The 23,889-nt window shown below is 73.4% G+C and carries 23 protein-coding genes; 10 read left to right on the forward strand and 13 right to left on the reverse strand.

Going from position 1 to position 23,889, the window contains the following annotated elements:
- The first annotated feature begins 550 nt into the window (after positions 1-550).
- From ACIG47_RS12155 to ACIG47_RS12170, 4 genes are all read left to right on the forward strand, one after another.
- Positions 551-736, forward strand: coding sequence for a hypothetical protein (locus ACIG47_RS12155; protein WP_397411148.1), 186 nt, complete (start codon positions 551-553; stop codon positions 734-736).
- A 107-nt stretch (positions 737-843) separates the two neighbouring features.
- Positions 844-3,708: an ATP-binding protein gene (locus tag ACIG47_RS12160; protein ID WP_397431024.1), complete on the forward strand. Its 2,865-nt coding sequence runs from the start codon at positions 844-846 to the stop codon at positions 3,706-3,708.
- Between the two features lie 81 nt (positions 3,709-3,789).
- On the forward strand, positions 3,790-4,653 hold the full coding sequence (locus ACIG47_RS12165; protein WP_397411152.1) for a DUF3097 domain-containing protein: 864 nt from the start codon (positions 3,790-3,792) through the stop codon (positions 4,651-4,653).
- Between the two features lie 24 nt (positions 4,654-4,677).
- Entirely contained in the window at positions 4,678-5,169 is a 492-nt protein-coding gene (locus tag ACIG47_RS12170) for a DUF4870 domain-containing protein (RefSeq protein WP_397431025.1), read from the forward strand.
- A 75-nt stretch (positions 5,170-5,244) separates the two neighbouring features.
- Here the strand turns inward: ACIG47_RS12170 and ACIG47_RS12175 are convergent, their stop codons facing one another.
- From ACIG47_RS12175 to lepA, 4 genes are all read right to left on the reverse strand, one after another.
- Positions 5,245-6,159 carry a hypothetical protein gene (locus tag ACIG47_RS12175; protein WP_397431026.1) on the reverse strand — a complete coding sequence of 305 codons (915 nt, stop codon included), beginning with the start codon at positions 6,157-6,159 and terminating at the stop codon, positions 5,245-5,247.
- 91 nt (positions 6,160-6,250) lie between these two features.
- On the reverse strand, positions 6,251-7,270 hold the full coding sequence (locus tag ACIG47_RS12180) for a hypothetical protein (RefSeq protein ID WP_397431027.1): 1,020 nt from the start codon (positions 7,268-7,270) through the stop codon (positions 6,251-6,253).
- A 115-nt stretch (positions 7,271-7,385) separates the two neighbouring features.
- Positions 7,386-8,651 carry a radical SAM family heme chaperone HemW gene (hemW, locus tag ACIG47_RS12185; RefSeq protein ID WP_397431028.1) on the reverse strand — a complete coding sequence of 422 codons (1,266 nt, stop codon included), beginning with the start codon at positions 8,649-8,651 and terminating at the stop codon, positions 7,386-7,388.
- A complete protein-coding gene (lepA, locus tag ACIG47_RS12190) occupies positions 8,652-10,514 on the reverse strand; it encodes a translation elongation factor 4 (protein WP_397411162.1) in 1,863 nt (620 codons plus the stop codon). It lies immediately after the preceding gene.
- A gap of 134 nt (positions 10,515-10,648) precedes the next feature.
- Here lepA and ACIG47_RS12195 point away from each other — a divergent pair, with 134 nt between their 5' ends.
- Entirely contained in the window at positions 10,649-11,203 is a 555-nt protein-coding gene (locus tag ACIG47_RS12195; RefSeq protein WP_397411164.1) for a DJ-1/PfpI/YhbO family deglycase/protease, read from the forward strand.
- Between the two features lie 52 nt (positions 11,204-11,255).
- Here ACIG47_RS12195 and ACIG47_RS12200 read toward each other — a convergent pair whose 3' ends face one another.
- On the reverse strand, positions 11,256-12,302 hold the full coding sequence (locus ACIG47_RS12200) for a CNNM domain-containing protein (protein ID WP_397431029.1): 1,047 nt from the start codon (positions 12,300-12,302) through the stop codon (positions 11,256-11,258).
- Positions 12,299-13,702, reverse strand: coding sequence for a hemolysin family protein (locus ACIG47_RS12205; protein ID WP_397431030.1), 1,404 nt, complete (start codon positions 13,700-13,702; stop codon positions 12,299-12,301). Before ACIG47_RS12205 ends, ACIG47_RS12200 begins: the two co-directional genes overlap by 4 nt.
- Before the next feature lie 226 nt (positions 13,703-13,928).
- Here ACIG47_RS12205 and ACIG47_RS12210 point away from each other — a divergent pair, with 226 nt between their 5' ends.
- Positions 13,929-14,669 carry a maleylpyruvate isomerase N-terminal domain-containing protein gene (locus tag ACIG47_RS12210; RefSeq protein WP_397431031.1) on the forward strand — a complete coding sequence of 247 codons (741 nt, stop codon included), beginning with the start codon at positions 13,929-13,931 and terminating at the stop codon, positions 14,667-14,669.
- 3 nt (positions 14,670-14,672) lie between these two features.
- Here ACIG47_RS12210 and ACIG47_RS12215 read toward each other — a convergent pair whose 3' ends face one another.
- Together ACIG47_RS12215 and ACIG47_RS12220 are read right to left on the reverse strand one after the other, a co-directional pair.
- Positions 14,673-15,461 (reverse strand): hypothetical protein, encoded by a 789-nt coding sequence (locus tag ACIG47_RS12215; RefSeq protein ID WP_397431032.1) that lies wholly within the window; start codon positions 15,459-15,461, stop codon positions 14,673-14,675.
- Positions 15,462-15,572: 111 nt separating this feature from the next.
- Entirely contained in the window at positions 15,573-16,463 is an 891-nt protein-coding gene (locus ACIG47_RS12220) for an aminoglycoside phosphotransferase family protein (protein ID WP_397431033.1), read from the reverse strand.
- A 206-nt stretch (positions 16,464-16,669) separates the two neighbouring features.
- Between ACIG47_RS12220 and ACIG47_RS12225 the strand changes: the two genes are divergently transcribed.
- The 3 genes from ACIG47_RS12225 to ACIG47_RS12235 all read left to right on the forward strand — a co-directional run bounded on the left by ACIG47_RS12225 (position 16,670) and on the right by ACIG47_RS12235 (position 18,548).
- Positions 16,670-17,461 carry an alpha/beta fold hydrolase gene (locus ACIG47_RS12225; RefSeq protein ID WP_397431034.1) on the forward strand — a complete coding sequence of 264 codons (792 nt, stop codon included), beginning with the start codon at positions 16,670-16,672 and terminating at the stop codon, positions 17,459-17,461.
- Between the two features lie 42 nt (positions 17,462-17,503).
- Entirely contained in the window at positions 17,504-17,935 is a 432-nt protein-coding gene (locus tag ACIG47_RS12230; RefSeq protein ID WP_397431035.1) for a type II toxin-antitoxin system PemK/MazF family toxin, read from the forward strand.
- 67 nt (positions 17,936-18,002) lie between these two features.
- Complete coding sequence (locus ACIG47_RS12235; protein ID WP_397411180.1) at positions 18,003-18,548, forward strand: type II toxin-antitoxin system PemK/MazF family toxin; 546 nt, start codon at positions 18,003-18,005, stop codon at positions 18,546-18,548.
- A 71-nt stretch (positions 18,549-18,619) separates the two neighbouring features.
- Here the strand turns inward: ACIG47_RS12235 and ACIG47_RS12240 are convergent, their stop codons facing one another.
- Positions 18,620-19,744, reverse strand: coding sequence for a calcium:proton antiporter (locus ACIG47_RS12240; RefSeq protein ID WP_397431036.1), 1,125 nt, complete (start codon positions 19,742-19,744; stop codon positions 18,620-18,622).
- 244 nt (positions 19,745-19,988) lie between these two features.
- Between ACIG47_RS12240 and rpsT the strand changes: the two genes are divergently transcribed.
- On the forward strand, positions 19,989-20,249 hold the full coding sequence (gene rpsT, locus ACIG47_RS12245; RefSeq protein ID WP_397411184.1) for a 30S ribosomal protein S20: 261 nt from the start codon (positions 19,989-19,991) through the stop codon (positions 20,247-20,249).
- Between the two features lie 128 nt (positions 20,250-20,377).
- Here rpsT and holA read toward each other — a convergent pair whose 3' ends face one another.
- From holA to ACIG47_RS12265, 4 genes are read right to left on the reverse strand one after another with little or no spacing between them, the layout of a single operon-like run.
- On the reverse strand, positions 20,378-21,385 hold the full coding sequence (holA, locus tag ACIG47_RS12250) for a DNA polymerase III subunit delta (protein ID WP_397431037.1): 1,008 nt from the start codon (positions 21,383-21,385) through the stop codon (positions 20,378-20,380).
- A gap of 43 nt (positions 21,386-21,428) precedes the next feature.
- A complete protein-coding gene (locus ACIG47_RS12255) occupies positions 21,429-22,283 on the reverse strand; it encodes a neocarzinostatin apoprotein domain-containing protein (protein WP_397431038.1) in 855 nt (284 codons plus the stop codon).
- Positions 22,280-22,981, reverse strand: a complete 702-nt coding sequence (locus tag ACIG47_RS12260; protein WP_397431039.1) for a hypothetical protein — start codon at positions 22,979-22,981, stop codon at positions 22,280-22,282. The genes ACIG47_RS12255 and ACIG47_RS12260 overlap by 4 nt, the downstream gene beginning before the upstream one ends.
- 14 nt (positions 22,982-22,995) lie before the next feature.
- The gene (locus ACIG47_RS12265) at positions 22,996-23,862 is read right to left on the reverse strand and encodes a hypothetical protein (protein ID WP_397431040.1); all 867 of its coding nucleotides are present in this window, start codon (positions 23,860-23,862) and stop codon (positions 22,996-22,998) included.
- Between the last annotated feature and the right edge of the window lie 27 nt (positions 23,863-23,889).

Genomic DNA, 23,889 nt, shown 5'->3' on the forward strand with positions numbered 1-23,889 from the left:
CCGCTCTCCAGCACTCTCAACGACCGAGTGCCAATCCTACGCGGCATGCGCCAGCGGCCAAGTCCCCGACCCGCTGTCGGCTCTCCGCGTACACAGTGCCCGCACACTCCGGCGCGCGAACGACGGGAGCGCACGGGCTCCCTCGTTCGGTCATCTGCAACACTCTCGCCCGCAAGATCGGTCGGTTGCCCCGAGATCGGTCGGTCGGCGGACCGATCTCGGGGCAACCGACCGATCATCCCCGTGCGCTCGGCGCAACCGACCGAAGTTCGGGCAGCTGCGGGTACGCGGATCCGCTCAGGTGCGCAGCGCGCCCCCGAGGCTGCTCGGGCGCAGCGCGCCCCAGAGACTGCTCGGGCGCAGCGCGCCCCCGAGGCTGCTCGGGCGCAGGGCGCTGCCCACCGTCTAGGGCGATGCCTTAGGCACCACCGATCCGTCCGCGGGAACCGGCACCGAAGATGCGGCGACCACCCGATCCGCGGGCACCACCTCAGCGACGAGTCTGGGACCACTGCCGGCGCGGGGCCGGCAGGGACCAGGAGGCACCACCATGTTCGGCTTTTCCGAGTACACCGACTACCGCCGCCACGAGCAGGACGTCGACCGCCGCGCCGAGCAGGCCCGGGTCGCCCGCGAGCAGCGGGACGCCGCCCGCCGCCAGGACGCCGAGCGGCGCGCCGCCGAGCGGACCGCACGCGCCGGCCGCCGCGGTCCGGCCCGCGCCCGGGTCGCCTGACCCGGCGCGGGCCGGGGCGACGGTTGAGCCCGCCCATGACGGCAGACCTCACCAGGACGGCGACCAGCGCCGGCCGGACCACCGGACCGGCATGGGACGATGAGCCCATGCCGGTCCCTCGCGCGCGCCTGGTGGGCCGAGCCCGCGAGCTCGGCACGCTCACCGCCGCACTCGACGACGTCCGCGGCGGCGCCGGCCGCACCGTCGTGATCGCCGGCGAGGCGGGCATCGGCAAGACCCGCCTGCTCGACGAGCTCGCCGCGCGCGCCGACGGCGTCACCCTCCTCACCGGGCAGTGCGCCGACGAGGGATCCGGCCCCCTGCCCTACGCGGCCCTCGCCGGCCTGCTGCACGCCCTCGTCCGGACCCAGGGCCCCGAGGCCGTCGTGGCTGCGGCCGGACCGGCGGCCGGCGCCCTGTCCCCGGTGGCGCCCCAGCTCGTCGCCCCCGGCTCCGGCGCCGGAGCCGACCGCCTCCCCGAGGTCCTCACGAACCTGCTCGCCGGGCTCGCCGCCGAACGCCCCGTCGTCGTGGTCATGGAGGACCTGCACTGGTCCGACGACATCACCCGCGCCGTCGCCCTCCGCCTCGCCCGTACCGCACCGCCCGGCCTGCTCCTGCTGCTCACCTACCGCAGCGACGACGTCGGACGCGCGCACCCCCTGCGCACCGTCATGGCCGAGCTCGACCGGGCCCGCCTCACGACCCGCCTCGACCTGCCCCGCCTGGGCGAGCCCGAGATCCGCGAGATGGCCCAGGACCTGCTCGACGCCGGCCTCGACGCCACCTCGATCGCCGACCTGGCGGACCGCAGCGAGGGCGTCCCCTTCTACGTCGAGGAGCTGGTCGGCTTCCTCGGCACCGACCTGCCCGACTCCCTGCGCGACATCCTGCTGCTGCGCTACTGGAACCTGAGCCGCGCGGCCCAGGCCCTGTGCCGCGTGGTCGCGGCCGCCGGACCCCGCGTCTGGTACGACGTGCTCGACGACGTCCTGGCCGACCCCTCGACGGCATCCGGACCACGCGTCGTCCCCGACGGCGCCGAGCCCGAGGAAGCGGTCCGCGAGGCGGTCGAGGCACAGGTGCTGGTGGTCACCGACGTCGGGTACGCATTCCGGCACGCGCTGGTGCAGGAGGCCGTGTACGCCGAGCTGCTGCCCGGCGAGCGGCGCCGGCTGCACGCCGCCTACGCCCGGGCGCTGGAGCAAGCCCTGGTCCGGCGCGCCCGGTCGGTCGCGAAGCTGTCCCGCATCGCCGACCACTGGTGGCGCGCCGGGATGCTCGACAGGGCGCTCGCGGCGGCCGTCGAGGGCCACCGGGCCGCGGTGGACGGCGCGGCGTCGTCCACCGCGGTCGCCCTGGGTGAGCGCGCCCTGGAGCTCTGGGACCAGGTGCCCGACGCCGAGGCCGTGGCCGGCCTGCCGCGTCATGAGCTGCTCCGCACGGTCGCCGAGTCGCTGCGCGGGGCCACCCGGACCACCCGGGCCCTGGCCGTGGCGCACGAGGCGGTCGACGAGTGGCCCGCCGACGACCCGGCGGGGCTGGCCCGCATGCTCTCCGACGCGGCGCTCATCGCGGGCCACGCCGGCTCGGACGAGGGGCCCGAGCTGGTCGAACGGGCCCTGGCCCTCGTCGAACCGGGCCGGGACGACGCGGTGCGCGGGCTGCTCCTGATGCTGCGGGCGCGCCGCGAGATGCTCGTCGGCCGCCCCCGGGAGGCGATCGAGGCCGCGACGGCCGCCTACGACGCCGGCCGCGCGATCGGCAGCGCCGAGGTCGTGTCCGTCGCGCTGAACCTGCGGGGCGTGAGCCGAGTGCAGCTCGGCGACCCCGGCGGCCACGCCGAGATCGAGGCCGGCCGCGAGGCGGCCGGGGACATCTGGCACGGCCTGAGCCGGTACTACGTCAACGGGTCGGACGCCTGGCTCGTCGTGGGCGACTGGGCCCGGGCTGCCGCGATCGCCGAGGAGGGGATGAGCGCCGCCCGCCGGTACGGCTCGTCCGACTCGACCCGGATCATGATCGAGGGGAACCTCGCCGAGGCACAGATCGGGCGCGGCGACTGGGCCGAGGCCGCCGCCTGGTACGAGCGCGTCGTCCCGCCGATCCACGACAGCGTGTACTCCGTCTACCTCAGCGAGCGCCGGGTCTGGCTCATGACGTGGCAGGGACGCGTGGAGCAGGCGCAGGCCGAGGCGCGCCGCCGGGCCACGAGCTGGGAGCGCTTCGGGCACCTGGAGGAGCAGATCAGGTCACGCACCAGCGGGACGCTGGCGGAGCTCGCGCTGCTGCGCGACGAGCCCGCCGAGGCCCTGGAGCGCATGTCGGTCGTGGTGGCCCCGGACCACGTGCGCCTGCCGGCCTACGACCTGCCGCAGCTCGCCGTGGCCGCGCAGGCGATCGCACGCCTGCGCGCGGCCGGGCAGGACGTGGACGACGCCCCCTACCGCGCCGCCCGTGACGAGTGCGCGCACTGGCCGACCTTCCCGCTGTGGTCGGCGCTGTTCGAGGCGGAGCTCGGCACCGGCCCGTGGACCGCTGTGGCCGACCTGCCGAGCCCCGGGCCCGTGCACCTGCGCGCCTACGCGCTGTGCCGCGAGGGCGCGCGGCTGCTGGAGGTCGGGGACCGGGGCGGAGCCCGGTCGACGCTGGGGTCGGCCGTCGCGGAGGCGGAGAAGATCGGGGCGGGGCTGATCGTCCGGCGGGCGCAGGGCCTGCTCGACCGGGCTGGGCTGACCGGCCCGGCCGAGGAGCGCACCGCGCCTGCCGAGGGGCCGGGCACCGGCCTCGGCGCGCTCACCGCACGCGAGCAGCAGGTCCTCGATCTGGTGGCCGAGGGCCTGACCAACGCCCAGATCGCCGGGCGGCTGTTCATCTCGGCCAAGACGGCCTCGGTCCACGTCTCGGCGATCCTGCGCAAGCTGTCCGTGGCGACACGCACGGAGGCCGCCCTCCTGGCCCGCCGTCGGTGAGTGCCGGACGTTCGTCCCGATGACACTCCGAACGGCGCGAACATCCAGCACTCGGCCGGGGGGCCGATCTACGCTCACCTCGTGTCCGACGAACGGTATGGGTCCGATGTGCTGTCTCCCCAGTTCCCCGGTGCGCAGCGGGGGCGGCGGCCCACGTCGCAGCCGACGCCCGCGGAGATCGGGCTCGTGGTCGAGGAGGTCCAGACCGGCTGGGTCGGCGCCGTCGTCCGGGTCGAGAAGTCGGGCGGCATGCACGTGGTGGTCCTGGAGGACCGCCGGGGCCGGACCCGCACCTTCCCGCTCGGCCCGGGGTTCTGGGTGGAGGGCAAGCCGGTGGTGCTGACCGCGCCCGTCGTGCAGCGCGCGCCCGCGAAGCCCGCGCGCACCGCCTCCGGGTCGGTGGCCGTGCACGGTGCGCGCGCCCGCGTGGCCCGGGGCAGCCGCATCTGGGTCGAGGGCAGGCACGACGCCGAGCTGGTGGAGAAGGTCTGGGGCGACGACCTGCGCATCGAGGGCGTCGTCGTCGAGATGCTCGACGGCGTGGACCACCTCGCCGAGCGGCTCGCCGAGTTCGGGCCCGACGCCGACCGCAAGGTCGGCGTGCTCGTGGACCACCTGGTGCCGGGGTCGAAGGAGCAGCGGCTGGCGGACGAGGCCCTGCGGGGCGTCCCCGCCGGGACGGTGCTGGTGCTCGGTCACCCGTACGTCGACGTGTGGCAGGCGGTGCGCGCGCAGCGGCTCGGGCTGGAGCGCTGGCCGGTGATCGAGCGCGGCACGGAGTGGAAGCTCGGCATCCTGCGCTCCCTCGGCTGGCCCGCCGCGACGCAGGCCGACGTCGCCCGGGGCTGGCAGCGCATCCTCGGCACGGTGCGCGACTACCGGGACCTCGACCCGGCCCTGCTCGGACGAGTCGAAGAACTTATCGATTTCGTGACCACCTCGTAAGCCGCAGCCTCTACGGTGGGGGCCATGTCCGAGAACCCACAGCAGCCGCAGCCGCCCCAGCAGCCCGGCCAGCCGTCTCAGCCGCAGCCGGGCCCCGCCTACGGGACACCGCAGCCCGGCTCCTCCCCGTACCAGGGTCAGCCCCAGCCCGGCCCCGCCTACGGCAACGGTCCGTACCAGCCGCAGCCGCTCACGCCGTCGGACGAGCGCATGTGGGCCATCTTCGCCCAGGTGGGCCCGTTCCTCGTCGCCTTCATCGCGCCGCTGGTGATCTGGCTCGTGCTCAAGGACCGGAGCCGGTTCGTGGAGCAGGAGGCCAAGGAGTCGCTGAACTTCCAGATCACCGTGATCATCGCGCACATCGCGGCCGCGATCATCTCCGCCGTCACGTTCGGGATCGGCGCGATCGTCTACCTCGCGTTCATCGCCGTGGTCGTGTTCCAGATCCTGGCGGCCGTCGCGAACGGCCGTGGTGAGCCGTACCGCTACCCGGTGAACATCCGCTTCATCAAGTGAACGTGCGACGACGCCCCCTGCCACCGGCGGACCGGTGGCAGGGGGCGTCGTCGTCCCCGGGCGGAGCGCCTGCCGTCAGGCGGCGACGGGGCCGCCGGTCAGGCGGCGGAACGCGAAGGCGAGCGCCAGGGTGGCCAGCGGGATCGTGACGAACAGGCCGAGACCGCACAGCAGTGCGCCCACGATGTTGATGCCGAAGAGCGCGAGCTCCAGCAGGAACACGGCCCCGAAGTTCTTGCCCACCAAGCGGAACGAGCCGGTGAAGGCCTCCCACGCGTTGAGGTTGCGGTCCACCACGTTGTGGTAGGTGAACACGGCGAAGATCGCCACGGCGATGAGGCCGAGACCGCACAGCAGGAGGCCCACGAAGCTGGCCGCCAGCAGCAGCAGCGCCGCCAGGATGACCATCCCGAGGTTGTTCACCCGGAAGAGGGCGCCCCAGGTCGCCTTCTCGCCGCCGGCCTCACGCAGCGCCGCGTTGATGCCCAGCGCGCTGAGCACCGAGGTGATCAGCGAGCCGATGAGCTGGAGCAGCGAGCTGCCCGCCGACACCCCCGCGCCCGCCTGGGCGCTGATGTCGCCGCGCATCACGGCCTCGTTGATCTCCTGGTAGTCGCCGAACGAGCCCGAGCTGAAGATCGCGCCCACCACGAACGTGAGCAGCACGAAGAGCACCCAGAACAGCCAGTTGCCCGTGAACCGGCGCCAGCCGAAGCTCAGGGCCTCCCCCACGGAGAACGGGCCGGACGGCTGCGTCCCGTAGGTTCCGCCCGGACCGCCGTACGCGGGCGGCTGGGTCGGGCCGCCGTAGGCCGGGGGCTGCGTGGGCCCGCTCGGGGGCTGCTGCGCGGGGCCGTCGTACGGCGAGGGCGAGGCACCTGCGGGCGGGGGCGTGGCGCCGCCCGACGGCGGCTGGGCGGGGCCGCCCTCGGGCGGCGTCGGGCCGCCCGGCTGGGGCTCGTACGGGTTCTGCGGCGTGTTCTCGGTCATAGGGGCTCCCCTTGGTGGTCAGTGATCCGACCCCACCTTCACCCTTTCTCCGCAACACCGCACGCGGAACTACCGAGTTGTTATCCGTGCGTCAGGGGTGCACGCCCTCGCCGGTCCACCGCTGGACGAGGTAGGCCCCTACCAGGAGCATCGCGGGTGCCACGACGACCAGTCCGAGCCCGCACGTGACGATCGACGCGACGCCCAGGCCGGCGAAGATCGCGTACACCCCGAGCGTGGCCGGCAGGTGCGCCAGCACGAGCCCGATGCCGCCGCCCAGCGCTCTGCCGAACCCGGCCCCCGTGAGCAGCAGGAAGGGAACCGGCAGCAGGAGCAGGGTGAACACGACCTGCACGAGCCAGCCCACCATCGGCACGGCGGTGCTGACGAAGCCGAGCGCGCCGGTGATCACCGCGTACCCCAGCAGACCGCCGAAGCCGCGCAGCAGGAAGAAGTCGCGGAACCGGACACGGCGGTTCCGCGTCGCGGCCAGGGCACCGGCGTACAGGAGCGCCTGGAGCAGGAAGCACACCGCCGTACCCGCGGCGGCGAGCCCCTTGGCGGTGATCGTCCGGCCCGCCGCCTGCGCGGCGTCGACGGCCGCCGGGTCGGTCGCGTTCAGGATGCCGTCCAGGGCGGACGGGCTGAACACGAGCACGACGGCGCCCTGCGCCACGCCCAGCAGCACGCTCATCAGCACCCAGGTGCCCCAGCTCGCGCCGAACGCGCTCCACGCCCAGCGCCACGCCCGGCCGACCGTCGGCGGTTCCTCGACGAGCCCGTGCGCCGGCTCCGGGTCAGGGACGGCGGAGTACTGCGGGAGGCCCTGCTGACCAGGGGCCCGGCCGGGCTGCTGCCCCGGTTGCTGCGCCGGCGGCTGCTCCGGTGGCCATGCCTGCTGCCCGGGCTGCGCCGGAGGCTGCCGGGGCTGGTAGTCGGGCCGCCCGTACGGGTTGGCCGGGCGGCCGTACGGATCGCGCGGACCGTACGGGTCGAACGGTTCGGGCTGCCGGGGCTGCTGTCCGTACGGGTCACGCGAGTAGCGGTCTCGCGAGTACGGATCCTGCGAGTACGGGTCCTGCGGGTTCCAGCCACCGTCGGTGTTGCTCATGCGCGTGCCCCTCGCCAGGCGGCCGGGCCGCCCCCTCACCCTGTGAACGGGCACAAGGTAGCGACGGTTTCGCCTACCGCGCAAACAAACCACCGGCGACGCCGCGGCCGGGCTCTCAGGACGTCAGGTCACGCACCACGGCGTCCGCCAGCAGGCGCCCGCGGCGGGTCAGGACGGCCCGCGGCCCGCCGTCCCCGGCGCCGACCGCGGCACGCCCGTCGAGCAGCCCGCGGGCCACGAGACCGGCCACCGCCGTGCGCCCCGACGGGGTCAGCACACCGAGGTCGAGGCCCTCGCGCAGCCGTACGCCCAGCATCACCCGTTCCAGGTGCGCCTCGCCGCGCGTGAGCAGCTCACGCCCCGCGCCCGGGCTCTGCCCGGCCTCCAGCCGTGTGGCGTAGGCACGCGGGTGCTTCACGTTCCACCAGCGGACGCCGGCCTCCTGCGCCGCGTCCGGACCGGACACGTAGCTGTGCGCGCCCGGCCCCACGCCCCACCAGTCGTCGCCGCGCCAGTAGCCGATGTTGTGCCGGCACTCGTGGCCCGGACGGGACCAGTTCGACACCTCGTACCAGCGCAGGCCCGCATCGGTGAGCAGGTGGTCGGCGAGCTCGTACTTCGCGGCCTGGTCGTCCTCGTCGGGCAGCGTCACCTCGCCGCGCCGCACCTGGGCGGCCATCTTGGTGCCCGGTTCCACCACCAGGGCGTACGCGGACACATGGTCCACGCCGGTGGCCAGCGCCGCCTCCACGCTCGCGCGCCAGTCGGCCAGCGACTCCCCGGGGGTGCCGTAGATGAGGTCGAGCGACACGTCGAGCCCGGCGTCCCGCGCCCAGCTCACGACGTCGGGGATGCGCGCCGGGTCGTGGGTGCGCTCCAGCGTCGCCAGCACGTGCGGCACCGCCGACTGCATGCCGAACGAGACCCGCGTGAACCCGGCGTCGGCCAGCACCCGCAGCGACTCGGGCGTGACCGAGTCCGGGTTGGCCTCGGTGGTCACCTCCGCGCCGTCGGCGAGCCCCCAGGCGTCGCGGACGCCGTCGAGCACCCGGGCGAGGTCCGTGGCCGGCAGCATCGTGGGCGTGCCGCCGCCGAAGAAGACGGTGGAGACCGCGCCGGGCGCACGCCCGGCGTCGGCCAGCACGCGACGGGCGAGCGAGACCTCGCGCAGCGCCGTGGTGGCGTACGCGGCCTGGTTGGCGCCGCCACCCAGCTCGGCCGCCGTGTAGGTGTTGAAGTCGCAGTACCCGCACCGCACGGTGCAGAACGGGACGTGCACGTACACACCGAACGGCCGGCCGGCGTCCGGGGACGACGGGCGCACCCAGTCGGGCAGCGCGCCGTCGTCCGGGACGGGGACGCCCGGAGGAAGAGCAGGCACCTACTTCTTCTTGTCCTTGGGCGCCGAGTCGGAGGAGAGCGCGGCGATGAAGGCGTCCTTCGGAACCTCGACCGAGCCGATGTTCTTCATGCGCTTCTTGCCCTCCTTCTGCTTCTCCAGCAGCTTGCGCTTACGGCTGATGTCACCGCCGTAGCACTTGGCGAGCACGTCCTTGCGCATGGCGCGGATGGTCTCGCGGGCGATCACGCGGGCGCCGATCGCGGCCTGGATCGGCACCTCGAACTGCTGCCTCGGGATGATCTCCTTGAGCTTCCCGGTCATCAGCACGCCGTAGTCGTACGCCTTCTCGCGGTGCACGATGGCGCTGAACGCATCCACCTGCTCGCCCTGCAGCAGGATGTCCACCTTGACGAGGTCGGCACTCTGCTCGCCGCTGGGCTCGTAGTCCAGCGAGGCGTAGCCGCGGGTGCGGGACTTGAGCTGGTCGAAGAAGTCGAAGACGATCTCGGCCAGGGGCAGCGTGTAGCGCAGCTCCACGCGGTCCTCGGACAGGTAGTCCATACCGAGCTGCACGCCACGGCGCTCGTTGCACAGGCCCATGACCGTGCCCACGAACTCGCTCGGCATCAGGATGGTCGCCTTGACGACCGGCTCCCGGACCTCCTTGATCTTGCCGCCCGGGAACTCGCTCGGGTTGGTGACCTTGACCTCGGTGCCGTCCTCCAGCGTCACGTCGTAGACGACGTTCGGGGCAGTCGAGATGAGGTCGAGGTTGAACTCGCGCTCCAGGCGCTCGCGCACGATCTCCAGGTGCAGCAGGCCGAGGAACCCGACGCGGAACCCGAAACCGAGCGCCACCGACGTCTCCGGCTCGTAGTTCAGCGCGGCGTCGTTGAGCTTGAGCTTGTCCAGCGCGTCGCGCAGGTCGGGGTAGTCCGAGCCGTCCACCGGGTAGAGGCCGGAGAACACCATGGGCTTGGGGTCGCTGTACCCGCCGAGTGCCTCGGTGGCGGGCTTGGCCTGGTTGGTGACCGTGTCGCCGACCTTGGACTGGCGCACGTCCTTCACGCCCGTGATGAGGTAGCCCACCTCGCCCACGCCGAGCCCCTTGGTGGGGTTGGGCTCGGGCGAGATGACGCCGATCTCCAGCAGCTCGTGGCTGGCCTTGGTGGACATCATGGTGATGCGCTCGCGCGGGTTCAGGTTGCCGTCCACGACGCGCACGTACGTGACCACACCGCGGTAGGTGTCGTACACCGAGTCGAAGATCATGGCGCGGGCCGGGGCGTCGGCGTCGCCCACCGGGGCCGGGACGCGCTGGACGATCCGGTCGAGCAGGGCGTCGACGCCCTCGCCGGTCTTGCCGCTGACCTTGAGCACCTCGTCGGGGTCGCCGCCCACCAGGTTGGCGAGCTCCTCGGCGTACTTCTCGGGCTGGGCCGCGGGCAGGTCGATCTTGTTCAGGACCGGGATGATCTCCAGGTCGTTCTCCATGGCCAGGTACAGGTTGGCCAGGGTCTGGGCCTCGATGCCCTGCGCCGCGTCGACCAGCAGCACCGCGCCCTCGCACGCCGCGAGCGACCGGGAGACCTCGTAGGTGAAGTCCACGTGGCCCGGGGTGTCGATCATGTTCAGGGCGTGCGGCGTGCCGTCGAGCTCCCAGGGCATGCGCACGGCCTGCGACTTGATCGTGATGCCGCGCTCGCGCTCGATGTCCATCCGGTCCAGGTACTGCGCGCGCATGGCGCGCGCCTCCACCACGCCGGTGAGCTGGAGCATGCGGTCGGCCAGGGTGGACTTGCCGTGGTCGATGTGCGCGATGATGCAGAAGTTGCGGATCAGCTCGGGCGCGGTGGCGTTCGGCTGGATGCGCGCCGCGAGCGTGGGACCGGGGATGGGCAAAGCGATCTCGCTCCGTCGTCAGGGTGGTGGTCAGGATAGGCGGGGCCAGCCATCATTCTCCCACGTCCCGTGCGAGCGGGGGACGTGCGTGCCTACGGTCGAGGGGCAGCGACCCCGACCGACGGAGGACGACCATGTCTCACCTGACCGGAAAGCAAGTGCTGGCGATCGTGACGAACTACGGCGTCGAGCAGGACGAGCTGCTCGTACCGGTGCGCCACCTGCGCGACCACGGCGCGGTGGTGACCCTCGCCGCCGTCTCCGGCGAGGACGTCCGCACCCTGGTGGGCGACGAGAAGCCGGGCGAGGCGGTGGCACCCGACACGACGTTCGACGCCGTCGACCCGGCCGGCTTCGACCTGCTGCTGGTCCCCGGCGGCACCATCAACGCGGACGCCCTGCGGCTCCAGCGCCCGGCCGTGGCCGTCGCCGAGGCGTTCGCGGCCTCGGGACGGCCCGTGGCCGCCATCTGCCACGGACCGTGGCTCCTGGTCGAGGCTGGCCGGGTCGACGGCGCGACGCTGACCAGCTACCCCTCCCTGGCCACCGACGTGCGCAACGCGGGCGGCACCTGGGTGGACGAGCCGGTCGTGCGGGACGACGGCGCCGGGTTCCCGCTCATCACGTCCCGGAACCCGGGCGACCTGCCCGACTTCCTGCGCGAGGTCGACGCCGCACTGGCCCCGTGACGCGGGCGGCCGGCCTGTCCGAGGACGGACCGGCCGCCCGGGTCCGACGCCGTCAGGCGAGCTGTCCTGCCGTGGTCCGGGGCAGCAGCCGGTTGAGCACGTCGGCGAGCGTGACCACGCCGAAGTCGACCGCGGGGCCGGCCGGGCCGTCGCCGTCCGACCGGGGCACGACGGCGAGGTGGTTGCCCGTCTCGCGCATGCGTGTCAGGGCCGTGTGCAGCGGCACGTCCGCCTCGAGCACGAACACCGGCCGGGTCACGTCCGCGACGGACGCGTCGTCGGCCAGCAGGAGCGTGTCGCGCACGTGCACGACGCCTTCCGGCCGACCGCCGTCGCCCTCGACCAGGATCCGCAGGTGACCCGAGGCGCGGGACGCCTCCTGCACCTGCGCGGCCGTGGCCCCGTGCCCGACGGCGGACGGCGCCGCGTGGCCGGCCAGCAGGTCCTCGATGGTCAGGCGGCGCAGGTCGAGCGCGCCCGAGAGCTGGTCGGAGTACGCCACGTCGAGCGCGCCCACGCTCGCGGAGTGCTCCACGAGGTGCCGCAGGTCGTCGGGCCCCTGCCCGGAGGCCACCTGGTCGGCGGGCTCGACGCCCACGCGCCGCAGGCACCAGTTCGCGGCGCCGTTGAGCGCCACGAGCACGGGCCGGGTCACGACCATGAACGCCCGCATCGGCAGCGCGAGCATCGTCGCGCTGGCCTCGGGGTGGGCGATCGCCCACGACTTGGGCGCCATCTCCCCCACCACCAGGTGCAGGAACGTGACGATGACGAGGGCCAGCACGAAGCCCGCGACGTCGGCGGCCCAGTACGGGGCGCCCCACGTCTCGAACACCGGCGTCAGCCAGTGGTGCACCGCGGGCTTGGTGATGGCACCGAGCGCCAGGGTGCAGATCGTGATGCCGAGCTGCGAGCCTGCCAGGAGCACGGTGAGCTCGCTGGCGCTGCGCAGCGCGGCCCGCGCGGACCGGCTGGTGGCAGCGGCGTCCTCGAGGCGGTGCCGCTTGGCGGCCAGGAGGGCGAACTCCACGGCCACGAAGAACGCGCTCAGCGCGATGATGACGACGGTGGCGGCGAGGACCACCCAGGGGTTGCTCATCGGGTCTCCTCCCCGTGCGCCGCGGCGCTCTGGGTCGCGACGTCCGGCGGTTGCTCGGCCTCGACCAGCGTGACCTTCACGCGGGACGGCACGTGCCGCTCCACCTCCAGCACCTCGATCCGCAGGGCCTCGGCCGGGTGCGGCTCCGGCGCGACCAGGTCGGCCGGGTCGGCAGGCAGCACGACGTCGACCACGTCGCCCGCCGCCGGCAGCGTGCCGTGGGCGGCGATCGCCAGCCCGGCGATCGTCTCGTGGTCGCCCTCGGGCAGGTCGCGCTCGACGGCGCGCTCCACCTCGTCCAGGTGCACGTCGCCCGCCATCACCCAGACGCCGTCCGACGCCGCGGTGACGGGGTCGATCTCGTCGTCGTGCTCGTCGGTGATCTCGCCGACCAGCTCCTCCGCGAGATCCTCGACGGTGAGCACGCCCGCGAACCCGCCGTACTCGTCCACGACGCACGCGAGCTGGTTCCGCGTGGCCGACAGCTCGCGCAGGGCGTCGGGCAGCCCCATCGACGTGGGCAGCACGAGGGCAGGACGCATGAGGTCCGCGACCGTCTCGGGTCCGTGGCCGCCCGCGGAGAGCAGGTCGGCCAGGTGGACGACGCCCGCGACCTCGCCGTCGTCGTCCACCACGGGGTAGCGGGAGTGCCCGCGGGCCATCAGCTCGCGCACCTGGGTCAGCGGGTCGGTGGTGTGCACCACGTCGACGCGTGCGCGCGGGATCATCGCGTGCTCCACGTCCTGCCGCGGGAAGTCGAGGATGCGGTCCAGCAGCACCGAGAGGTCGTCGGGCAGGTCGCCGCTGGCGCGCGAGTCCGCGACGATGTGCTCCAGGTCGCGCACGGTCGCCGAGTGCTCGACGTCGTGCACCGGCTCGATGCGCAGCAGCCGCAGCAGAGCGTTGGACGCGGCGTCGAACACCTTGATCAGCCAGCCGAACACGGCCAGGTAGGCCGTGGTGGACCGGGCGAGCCACAGGGCCACGGGCTCGGGCCGTGCGATGGCCAGGTTCTTGGGGACGAGCTCGCCGAACAGCATCTGGACGAGCGTCGAGAAGACCAGGGCGAGCACGGTACCGATCGCGATCCCGGTGCCCATCGGTACGCCCACGCCGCCGAGCGCCTCGCCCAGCGCCTCACCGACCAGCGGTTCGGCGACGTAGCCGACGAGCAGGCCGGTGACGGTGATGCCGAGCTGCGCGCCCGAGAGCATGAAGCTCGTGCGGCGCGTCACGCCCAGCGCCCGGCGGGCGCCGGCGTCGCCGTTCTCGGAACGGGCCGCGAGCCGGGCTCGGTCGACGGCCATGTACGCGAACTCCTGCGCCACGAAGTAGCCCGTCGCGGCGGTGATCGCGAGGATCACCAGCACGCCCAGCAGGAGGGAGATCACCCAGCTCAACGCCACCACCTCCGGCCCGGTGTGCTACGGCGTACGGCTGGGCGGGGACTATGACTGTCTGCGTCCATGATCCTTCACTGTGTGGTGCTGGCGCTGCCCCTCGGCGGGTCCGCCGGGGTACGTCGCGTGGAGAACGACCCAGGTGTCCCTACGGTTCCACGGTTCACCCGGCTCGTCATCCGGAGCCCGCCCGGTCGTGTCGGTGGCGGGCGGTACCTTTCCGCACATGACCCTCGACCACCTGTCGCTGCTGGCCCGCCTCCAGGGCGACTTTCTCGCCGCCCTGCCCGGCGCCGACCCTGCCGCCCGGGTGCCCGCGTGCGGCGACTGGACGGTGCGCGAGCTCGTCGAGCACCTCGCCGGCGTGCACCGCTGGGCGGCGAGCAACGCCTACCGGGTGGACACCGAGCCGCTCGGCGAGGGCCCGTTCGACCTCGCACCGCACTACGCCGCCCAGGCCGCCACGCTGCGGCGGGCCCTGGCCGAGCTCCCGCCCGACGCGACGGCGCGGGTGCTGGCCCACCCCGAGCCCCTGGGGCCCGGGCCGGTGCGGTTCTGGCACCGCCGTCAGGTGCACGAGACGCTCGTGCACCTGCACGACCTGCTGGCGGCGTCCGCGGGAACGGGCACCCTGGGCCTCGCGCACGCCGAGCCGGAGGTGTGGGCGGACGGCGTCGACGAGGTGGTGACCGTGCTCCAGCCCCGCCAGGTCGGCCTGGGTCGCATGGAACCGCTGCGGCACCCGGTGTCCCTGGTGGCCACCGACGTGGCCGGCACACCCGCGTGGGTGCTCGGGGCCCCGGGGCAGCGCGCCGAGGAGGTGTCGCCCGGCGTCGTGGTCTCCGGGTCCGCCGAGGGGCTCGCGCTGATGCTCTGGCACCGGCTCACGCCGGCGGAGGCAGGGCTCACCGTGGAGGGCGACCGCGCCGACCTGGAGGCGGCGCTGGCCGAGCCGGTCGTGCCGTAGGCATCAGGAGAAGGGGTCGCCCGGGTCCTTCTTGACCCACCGGACCTCGTCGAGCGTGACGAAGCTGGGGTCGAAGCTGCTGCCGTTCCGCGCGCGGGCATTCACCACGACACGGCCGGACGTCGGGGAGTTGTGGCACTCGCGAGTCCCGAGGTCCAGCGTCGCCCCGTCAGCCTTGACGACGGAGAACTTGCACGTCGCGCCCCGCTTCTGGAGCCGTGCGGTGATCCACTGCTGATCGACGTCGGCGAGCGGCACACCGACAGACATGCCCGGGGTGCCCATCTTCACCTTCTTGACCCCGTCCTCCAGCAGGTTGGCGACGAACAGGTCGAGCTCCTCCTCGACCGTGAACACCTCCGGCATCATGGCCACGGTGAAGACGCCGACGGAGTCGGTCACGTTGCTGTGGATGTAGACGTGCGCCGAGAAGTCCCCGGAGCCGCGCAGCGTCGTCGACGTCCCGGTCACGCAGCGGCCGCCCTCGGCGGACGCGTCGCCCGTGCGGCGGAACCCGAGGCGCCACCTCTGGACGGTTCCGCCGTCAACCGGGTACCACAGGTCGGGCGACCTCGTCGTCTCGATGTCGGACCCGTACCAGTTCGGCGACGCGGCGTCGTACCGGCAACCGATCGTGTAGACGTTGCCGGCGTCGTTCCTGAGGGTGACGTCGAGGCCGTCCGCGACGGCAGCGCTCCCGGTGGGCGGGCGCACGAGACTCGCGCCGAGCGCGACCGCGCACGCCAGGACGCCCGCGACGAGCATGGCCGACCTGCGCATGATTCCTGACATGACTCTCCTCGAGGGTGTCCCTGCCGCCCACGTCAGACGTGCGTCGCGACCGTACCGCCGAGCGCCCACCCTGTACACGAAAGGAGACGAGCGTCCCGCACAGGTCGGCGTTCAGTCCCCGACCACTGCGGCGATCCGGGCCTGACTCGCCCGGGCGAACGCCGGCCAGCGGTCCCAGTAGTACGGCAGGGCGATCACGGCCTGCACCAGCATCCAGCCGCGCCCCCGTTCCCAGGCGTCGTCCGGGTCGGGCAGCCCGTCGGTCGCCGCCGCCCGGAAGTCGGCACGCTCGGCGGCGGTCAGACCGGTACCCCAGGCGGGGATCAGATCGGCCGCCGGGTCGCCGACACCCATGGCGCCCCAGTCGATGACACCGGTCAGCCGGCCACCGCGAGCCAGGAGGTTGCCCGGCAGGAGGTCCCCGTGGATCCAGTGGCCCTCGGCCGCCGGGCGTGCTGCCAGCGACCGCTCCCACGCCTCGGTCACGGCGGGGCCGTCGATCCGGTCGCCGGACGCGAGCAGGGCGGCGCGGACGTCGTCGTCCAGCCGGGCGAGCGGGACGCCGCGCGAGGTGCCGTCCTTGACGGGGCCGCCGTCGACAGGGACCGTGCGCAGGGCCGCGACGAGCTCACCGAGGTCGCGGACGCCGGCACGGTTCAGGTCACCGGGCGCGGGCGGATCCCCCACCAGCCAGGGCACCACCGACCAGCGGAACGGGTAGCCCGCGCCGGGCTCGCCGACCGCCCGGGGCGCCGGGACCTCGACGGGCAGGTGCTCGGCCAGGTGCGGGAGCCAGCGGGCGTCGGCCAGGGCGTGGTCCTGGGCCCAGGCGATCTTGGGCATGCGGACCAGCAGGTCGTCGCCGAGCCGGAACAGGTGGTGGTCCGTGCCGCCGGCGGGCCCGGGCGTCACGGGGAGGTGCGCCCAGCGCGGGAACTGCTCGGTGACCAGGCGATGGACGAGTTCCGGGGTGGAGACGACCTCGTCGTCGTGCAGGCGCATGGCCCCACCGTGGCACCGCGAGGAAGACCCGGTCGACGGAATTTCGCGGCCCGCACCCAACACCCCGCAGTTACCGCCGTCGAACGTAGGGCTGGTCGCTCTCGCGGCGGTCATGGGGCGAGGAAGCCTGCGTTCGGTACGCGTCGGTTGGTGCCATGTCCGGCCGCCGTCGATGAGTTCGGCGGGGCGTCGTCGTCGGACGTGGCATGACCGACTTCGCCACCACCAGCCAGGGCGACCGTGTCGCCTACGACCTGCGCGGCGGGACCGGGCCCGCGCTCGTCTTCGTGACGGGCGCCGGGCCGGACCGGGCCGACGACCCCGTCACGGCCGAGACGGCCCGGCGCGTCGCCGACGCCGGGTTCACCACCGTCACGTTCGACCGGCTCGGGCGCGGCCAGAGTCCCGCCGAGGGCCGCCTCGACCTCGACCGCGAGCTGGCCGCCGTCGCCGCGATGATCGACGTGGCGGGCGGGAAGGCCGTGCTGGTCGGGCACTCGTCCGGCTGCTCGGTGAGCCTGCGGGCCGCCGCGGCAGGACTGCCCGTGACCGGCCTCGCCCTCTGGGAGGCACCCCTGGGCGACCCGGCGGCGACCACCCGGGCGTGGGCCGACGAGATCGAGCGCCTGCTCGACGCCGGCGACCACGAGAACGCCATGCGGCACTACATGAAGGACATGCCGCCGGAATGGCTCGCCGGCCTGGAGGCGTCGCCCGCCTGGCCCGTCCTCGCCCGGACGGTCGCCGCCTACCGCGCGGACGCACAGTCGCTGGCCTGGGCGCAGCAGGCCCTGGAGGACGGGACGCTGCAGGTGACGGTACCCGTGCTCGCGATGTACGGGGCCGAGACCTTCCCGGAGATGCCCGTGGCCGCGGCGAGCATCGTGGCCGGCGTCCGCGAGGGCACGGAGAAGGAGGTGCCGGGCGCGATGCACAGCTGGGAGCCGGCACCCATGGCGGCCGAGCTCGCGGGGTTCGCCCGGCGATGCGCCGGGTAAGTCGCTGATGCGCGGTTCACCCGTTCCGGTACGGTTCCGGACGTGACCTTCGCATCAGACAACAGCTACCCCGGCGACTACGAGGGCGACGTCCACCCCCTCTACAACCCTGAGCTGGACGGCGACCCCGACCCGGGCGAGGTCGTCTGGACGTGGGTCCCCTACGAGGAGGACCACAGCCAGGGCAAGGACCGGCCGGTGCTGCTGGTGGGCAAGGACGGACCGTGGCTGCTCGGCCTCCAGCTCACCAGCCAGGACCACGACCGGGACGCGCTGCAGGAGGCGCGGGCGGGCCGCATCTGGATGGATGTCGGCACGGGCCGCTGGGACCCCTCCGGCCGCGAGTCGGAGGTGCGGATCAACCGCGTCGTCCGGATCGACCCGGACGACGTGCGCCGCGAGGGCGACATCCTCGACCAGGACGTCTTCGACGAGGTCGTCAAGTACATGGACCGGGCGCTCGACCTCACCTGACGCGCTCCCGGGTCGCCCGGCGCCGCCCCGCCTGCCCGCGGGCCGACGTCGGGCTACCCTGCCCTGCGTGACCCAGAACCCGTGGCTCAAGCTGCTCGGCGACGTCGTCGAGGCCGTGGCCCGCACCGCACTCGACCAGAACGACCGTCGCACGGGCGGTGACCGGCCCGCACCGGCGCCCCGGCCCACGCGCCAGGCGACCCGGACACTCCCCGACACCGACGGCTACCCCGGCGACTACGTGGGTACCGTCACCCCGGTCTACCGGCCCGAGCTCGACGGCGAACCGGACCCCGGCGAGGTGGTCTGGTCGTGGGTTCCCTATGAGGAGGATCACAGCCAGGGCAAGGACCGGCCCGTGCTCCTGGTGGGCAACGACGGCCCGTGGCTGCTCGGCCTCCAGCTCACCAGCCAGGACCACGACCGCGACGCCGAGCAGGAGGCCCGCGCCGGACGTCGCTGGATGGACATCGGCACCGGGGCGTGGGACCGCTCCGGCCGCCCCTCGGAGGTGCGGCTGAACCGGGTGGTCCGGATCCACCCGGACGCCGTGCGGCGCGAGGGCGCCGTCCTCGACAAGGCGGTCTTCGACAGGGTGGTCGCGGCGCTCTGACCGGCGGGCCGCCGCGGCCGCCGCGGCCTCGGTGGCCGCCGCGGCCTCGGTGGCCGCCGAGGCCCGGTCGGCTACGGCTGGATCGAGACCACCAGGAACGCCGCCAGCAGCACCAGGTGCACCACGCCCTGGAGCGTCTTGGCCCGGCCGGGCGCGATGCTCAGCATCGCCACCACCACGGAGACGGCGAGCAGCACCATCTGCGTCGGGTCGAGGCCCAGCGTGAGCGACCCGTCCATCCAGATCATCGCGACGGCGACGCTGGGGATGGTCAGGCCGATCGACGCCATCGCCGAGCCGTACGCGAGGTTCAGGCTCGTCTGGACCCGGTTGCGCAGCGCGTTGCGCACGGCGGCGATCGACTCCGGCGCGAGCACGAGGAACGCGATCACCACGCCGACCACGCCGTAGGGCAGACCCGCCGCGGCGACCGTGTGCTCGATGGTGGGCGAGAGCATCTTGGCCAGGAACACCACGGAGACCAGCGCGACGAGCAGCAGCACCACGCTGATCCAGGCTTCCCGGGCCGACGGCGGGTCGGCGTGGTCGTCGCCGTCCTCGTCCCGGATGACGCCCGTGACGCGACCGAACTTGTCGCTGGTGACCGGCAGGAAGAAGTCACGGTGGCGCACGGTCTGCGTGAACACGAAGGCCCCGTAGAGCATCAGCGACGCCACCGCGGCGAAGCCCAGCTGGAAGGGCGTGTACGCACCGCCCTCGGCCGAGGTGGTGAAGCGGGGCAGCACCAGGGTCACGCCGGCCAGCGCGATCACGGTGGCGAGCGCTGAGCCGGTGCCCGACGCGTTGAAGCTGACCAGACGGTGCTTGCTCGCCCCGACGAGCAGCGACAGGCCCACGATCCCGTTGAACGTGATCATCACGGCGGCGAAGACGGTGTCCCGGGCGTAGGTGCTGGACGCGTCGCCCCCGCTGCTCATCAGCATGAGGATCAGCCCGACCTCGATCACGGTCACCGCGACGGCGAGGATGAGCGACCCGAACGGCTCACCGACCTTGTGTGCGACCACCTCCGCGTGGTGGACCGCCGCGAGCACCGCACCGACCAGCGCCGCCCCGATGACCGCCAGGACGACCGGGTGCTCGTGGTTGCTCCAGGTCACCACCAGGAGCACCAGGGCAAGCAGGGGGACCACCACGGTCCACTGGAATCGGCCTCTCAGGGTCGCGGTAGTCATGGTGCGGAGTCTAGGGCGACTCGTCGGCACCGCTTCTCTGCCGCGCGCGGACGTCATCGCCGTCACAGCCGGCCGTTCGGTACAGGGCGCGACCCTCTGGTAATCTTGGAGGTCGCGTGTCCGCCCAGGTCGGCGGGCACAGTCGCAGCTCCTCTCCACGGGTCCCCACCCCAGTCCCGGATCTGCGACCGCCCTCTACGACCTATCCGCTCGCCATCCGGCGAACACACCAGGAAGTCCACTCGTGGCAAACATCAAGTCCCAGATGAAGCGCATCAAGACGAACGAGAAGGCTCGTCTGCGCAACAAGTCCGTCAAGTCGGAGCTGAAGACCCACGTCCGCAAGGTGCGTGAGGCCATCGCCGCCGGCGACAAGGAGACCGCGACGGTCGCCCTTGCCGTCGCGTCGCGCAAGCTCGACAAGGCTGTCGCCAAGGGCGTCATCCACGCGAACCAGGCCGCGAACCGCAAGTCGGCCATCGCGAAGCAGGTCGCTGCTCTCTGAGCCACTTCGTCTGACGCCGTCCGCCCCTCGGGGTGGGCGGCGTCATTCGTTTGCCCTGAAGCGCGGGCGGTGTGCGGCGGGGCAGCATCAGGCGCGCCGGGAGCAGCGTCAGGCTCGGCGGGGCAGCGTCAGGCTCGGCGGGAGCGGGCGATGGTCATGACCGCCCGTTCCACGGCGAACACCGTGTCCCGGGCCTCGCCCTTGACGTCGGCGTCGGCCTGCGCGACCGCGGAGATCGCCGCCGCGAGCCCCTCGGGTGTCCAGGCGCGCAGGTCCTTGCGCGCGCGGTCGACCTGCCACGGCGCCATGCCCAGATCCTTGGCCGAGAGCCCGCCACCGCGCATCGAGGCGACCTTGGCGAGGTTGCGCAGCCGGAGCGCCAGGGCCGCGACGATCGGCACCGGGTCCAGCCCCGTGTCGAGGGCGTGCCGCAGGAGCGCGACGGCGGAGCCCGCGTCACCCGCGACGGCCGCGTCGGCGACCCGGAAGCCCGTGGCCTCCACACGGCCCCCGTAGTACCGGTCCACCGTGCCGGCGGTGACGGTGCCTGTCGTGTCAGCGATGAGCTGAGAGCAGGCGGACGCGAGCTCGCGCAGGTCGTTGCCGAGCGCGTCGACCAGGGCCCGCACGGCCTCGGCGTCGATCCGACGGCGGGCGGCCTTGAACTCCCCCGCCACGAACGACGCCTTCTCGGCGTCCTTCGCCACCGGCTCGCACACCATCACCGGCGCACCCGACTTCGTGATCGTGTCGAGCATCTTCTTGCCGCGCTGCCCACCGCCGTGCACCACCACCACGACGGTCTCCTGGTCCGGCGCCCCGACGTAGGCAATGAGGTCGGTCATCAGCTCCTCCGTGCCGGCCTCCGCCGACCGGACCACCACGACCTTGGCCTCGCCGAACAACGACGGGCTGGCCGCGACCACGAGCTGTCCGGCGCCGTACGTGGCGCCCTCCAGCTCGACCTTCTCCACCTCCGGGTCCCGTTCCCGGGCGAGTCGCAGCACACCGTCCACCGCGCGCTCGGTCAGCAGCGGCTCGGCGCCGCGGACGAGCACGACCGGCGCGAGGGTCGGCTCGTCCCAGCTGCGGCCGGCGGGTGGTGTGGCGGTACGTCGCTTGGTCGCTGGAGGCACGGACACAGCCTGCCACGCGCCACCCACACTCACCCCGGAGAACTCACTCCCAGAGCAGGTCCGTGACCGCCATGCGTGCGCCGTCGGTCCGGGCGTTGGCGACCACGCAGGCCCCGGCCTGCCCGCAGTCCGCCGTGCCACCGCCGACCAGGTCGATGCGCCGCTCGACGGGCAGCCTGGCCACCACGGACCCGGAGCGGTCCGCAATCACGCGGCGGCCGTCGTCGTAGAGGCAGTTCTCGGTGTCCACGCCGCCGTCCGACGTCGTGGCGCACTGCGCCAGGCGGACCACCGCACCGGCGGGATACCCGGTTCCCGTCACGGTGACGGTGCCCCGGTCCGCCTGCAGGTCCTGCTCGGACAGCTCCAGCACCGGGGCGGCCGGCGTCTCGGCGTCCCCGGGCAGCGGGGCCGGGGCCGATGCGAGCACCCGGTCCGACAGGTCGGCGACGGCCAGCGTGCACGGATCGGCGCCGCAGTCCACCTCGGTCACAGAGCCGACGTGGACGAAGGCCCGGGCCTGCCGCGTCGCGGCGATCCGGCCCTGCGCGTCCGCGACGACCTGCTCGCGCGTCGACATGTCGCACTCGTCGAGGGCCTTCGCCCCCGGCTCCGTCCCGCCCGTGCACTGGACCAGGTACTGGTTGCCGCCGGTGAAGCCCGTGCCGCTGACCACCCAGGCGTTGCCGGCCGGCTCCACGGAGAGGGCCGGCTCGCCGGAGGCGCCGTCCTGCGCGTCCTCCCCCGTTCCCTCCGTCGGGTCCGACGACGCACCGCCGTCGGCGCTGGTGGCACCCGGGGTGCTGCGGGCGCCGGGCGGGTCCTCCTGCGCCGGTGTGCACGCTGCGAGCACGAGCAGCACGACGGCGACCGGGACGAGCAGCCGCGCGCGCCTCACGGGTAACCCAGGTAAGCGTCGATGCCGGCTGCTATCCGCCAGCTCCAGGCGTCACGGTTCCACATCCAGTAGACCCCCCGGTTCCACACGTGGAACTCCTGCTCCAGGTAGCAGGCCACGGCATTCGTCTGGTTGAGCTCGCCGAGGTCGGTGCGGTACTGCCGGGCGTCGTTCGTGCCCGGGCTGCTCGGACCGACGGCCGACAGCAGCTTCTGGGAGCACTCCCGGCCCGCGGTCGACACGTACATCGCGTGCGTGCCGTACCGGGACGCGGAGAACCCGCTCTCGCACGCCTTCGAGATCGCGTTGGAGTGCAGGGGCACGTGCACGTCGGCCCCCACGCGGTTCGAGCTGTCGATGTTCTGGCGGGTCAGCCCGTCGCCGCGGACCACCTTGTAGCCCCGTTCCAGGAGGTTGGGGTGCGAGGTCCCGGTCTCACGGATGGTCGACATCGCCAGGAGGTAGGAGTTGCGGTTCTCGCTGAACCCGGAGCAGCCCGTGTTGTCGTGGCACACCGTGTCCCCACGGTCGTGGCACGCCTGGGAGAGGTAGACCACCTTGCCGTTCCACTTCTCGGGCACGTAGGTGACGTCCGCCGACGCCGCCGGGGCCACGGCGAGGAGCCCGCCCGTCACGAGCACCGCTGCGACGGACCCCGACAGGACCCGCCGGAGCATCGTGCTGGTCGTCCTGCGCACGGTCGTTCCCCCTCTCATCCGAGCTCGATGGGCAGGTCGGTCGGGGCGCACATGTCGCCCCCGGTCGCGTAGGCGAAGGCGAGGCAGTCGCCGTCGACCGTGAATGTCACGGAGTCGAGCGCACCGTTGCTGTGCGCGGTGAACAGCAGCGCCTGCCAGACGTCACCGGGGTACACCCCGGCGTCCGACATCGCCTCCTCGAACCCTGGCGCGACGTCGACGGTCGCCGCGCCGTGGTCCAGGTGCACCGTGGTGGGCGCCAGGTCGGCACCGGGCAGGTAGGCGGCCAGCACCTCGTCGACGGCCCGGGCCAGCGTGGCGCGGGGCGGTCCCTGGGTGATCGTCTGCCCGGTCGTCGCCTGCTGGGCGCCGGTGGCCTGCTGCTCGTCCAGGCTCTGCTGCCCTCCCGACCGCTGCTGCCCGCCGGTCGCCTGGACGGACGCCGCGGGGCCGCAGCCCAGGTACGGGGTGGTGGCACCCTCCGGCGAGCGTGGCCCGCCGGGAACCTCGGGGCACGCCCCCGCGCCGGACGGCGGATCGCCCGCCATGGCCTCGGCGTCGCCCTGCGCGCGGTCCTCGCCCGACGGCGCGTCCGTGCCCGCCACGACGACCGTCCAGCCGTCCAGCAGGTCCGCCGACTCGTCGAGCCAGGCGTCCGCCGCCTCAGGGTCCCGGGCGACGTCGACGTGGACGACCTGCTCGGCCTCGGAGACGTCGGTGACCACGGACTGTGCCAGCAGCTCCTGCCGCTGCTGGAGCACCACCGCCGCCTGGTCCTGCCCGACGGCGCTGAGCGCCGCCACCGGTACGAGCAGTGCGGCCGCCGCGACGACCGCGATGGCCCGGCGGTGCCGCCGGGCGGTTGACTTGATATCGATCACGAAGCCCCCTCACGTGATGCCGAAGGT

Origin of the sequence: Promicromonospora sp. NPDC052451 (assembly GCF_044547525.1) — a bacterium.
GTDB lineage: Bacteria > Actinomycetota > Actinomycetes > Actinomycetales > Cellulomonadaceae > Promicromonospora.

Bases quoted from the DNA above. Each gene is read 5' to 3' on its own strand.
- ACIG47_RS12155 (WP_397411148.1), top strand. From the start codon at position 551: ATGTTCGGCTTTTCCGAGTACACCGACTACCGCCGCCACGAGCAGGAC.
- ACIG47_RS12220 (WP_397431033.1), bottom strand. From the start codon at position 16,463: ATGCGCCTGCACGACGACGAGGTCGTCTCCACCCCGGAACTCGTCCAT.
- ACIG47_RS12225 (WP_397431034.1), top strand. From the start codon at position 16,670: ATGACCGACTTCGCCACCACCAGCCAGGGCGACCGTGTCGCCTACGAC.
- ACIG47_RS12175 (WP_397431026.1), bottom strand. From the start codon at position 6,159: ATGACCGAGAACACGCCGCAGAACCCGTACGAGCCCCAGCCGGGCGGC.
- ACIG47_RS12215 (WP_397431032.1), bottom strand. From the start codon at position 15,461: ATGTCAGGAATCATGCGCAGGTCGGCCATGCTCGTCGCGGGCGTCCTG.
- ACIG47_RS12200 (WP_397431029.1), bottom strand. From the start codon at position 12,302: ATGAGCAACCCCTGGGTGGTCCTCGCCGCCACCGTCGTCATCATCGCG.
- ACIG47_RS12180 (WP_397431027.1), bottom strand. From the start codon at position 7,270: ATGAGCAACACCGACGGTGGCTGGAACCCGCAGGACCCGTACTCGCAG.
- ACIG47_RS12170 (WP_397431025.1), top strand. From the start codon at position 4,678: ATGTCCGAGAACCCACAGCAGCCGCAGCCGCCCCAGCAGCCCGGCCAG.
- ACIG47_RS12210 (WP_397431031.1), top strand. From the start codon at position 13,929: ATGACCCTCGACCACCTGTCGCTGCTGGCCCGCCTCCAGGGCGACTTT.
- ACIG47_RS12240 (WP_397431036.1), bottom strand. From the start codon at position 19,744: ATGACTACCGCGACCCTGAGAGGCCGATTCCAGTGGACCGTGGTGGTC.
- ACIG47_RS12160 (WP_397431024.1), top strand. From the start codon at position 844: ATGCCGGTCCCTCGCGCGCGCCTGGTGGGCCGAGCCCGCGAGCTCGGC.
- ACIG47_RS12195 (WP_397411164.1), top strand. From the start codon at position 10,649: ATGTCTCACCTGACCGGAAAGCAAGTGCTGGCGATCGTGACGAACTAC.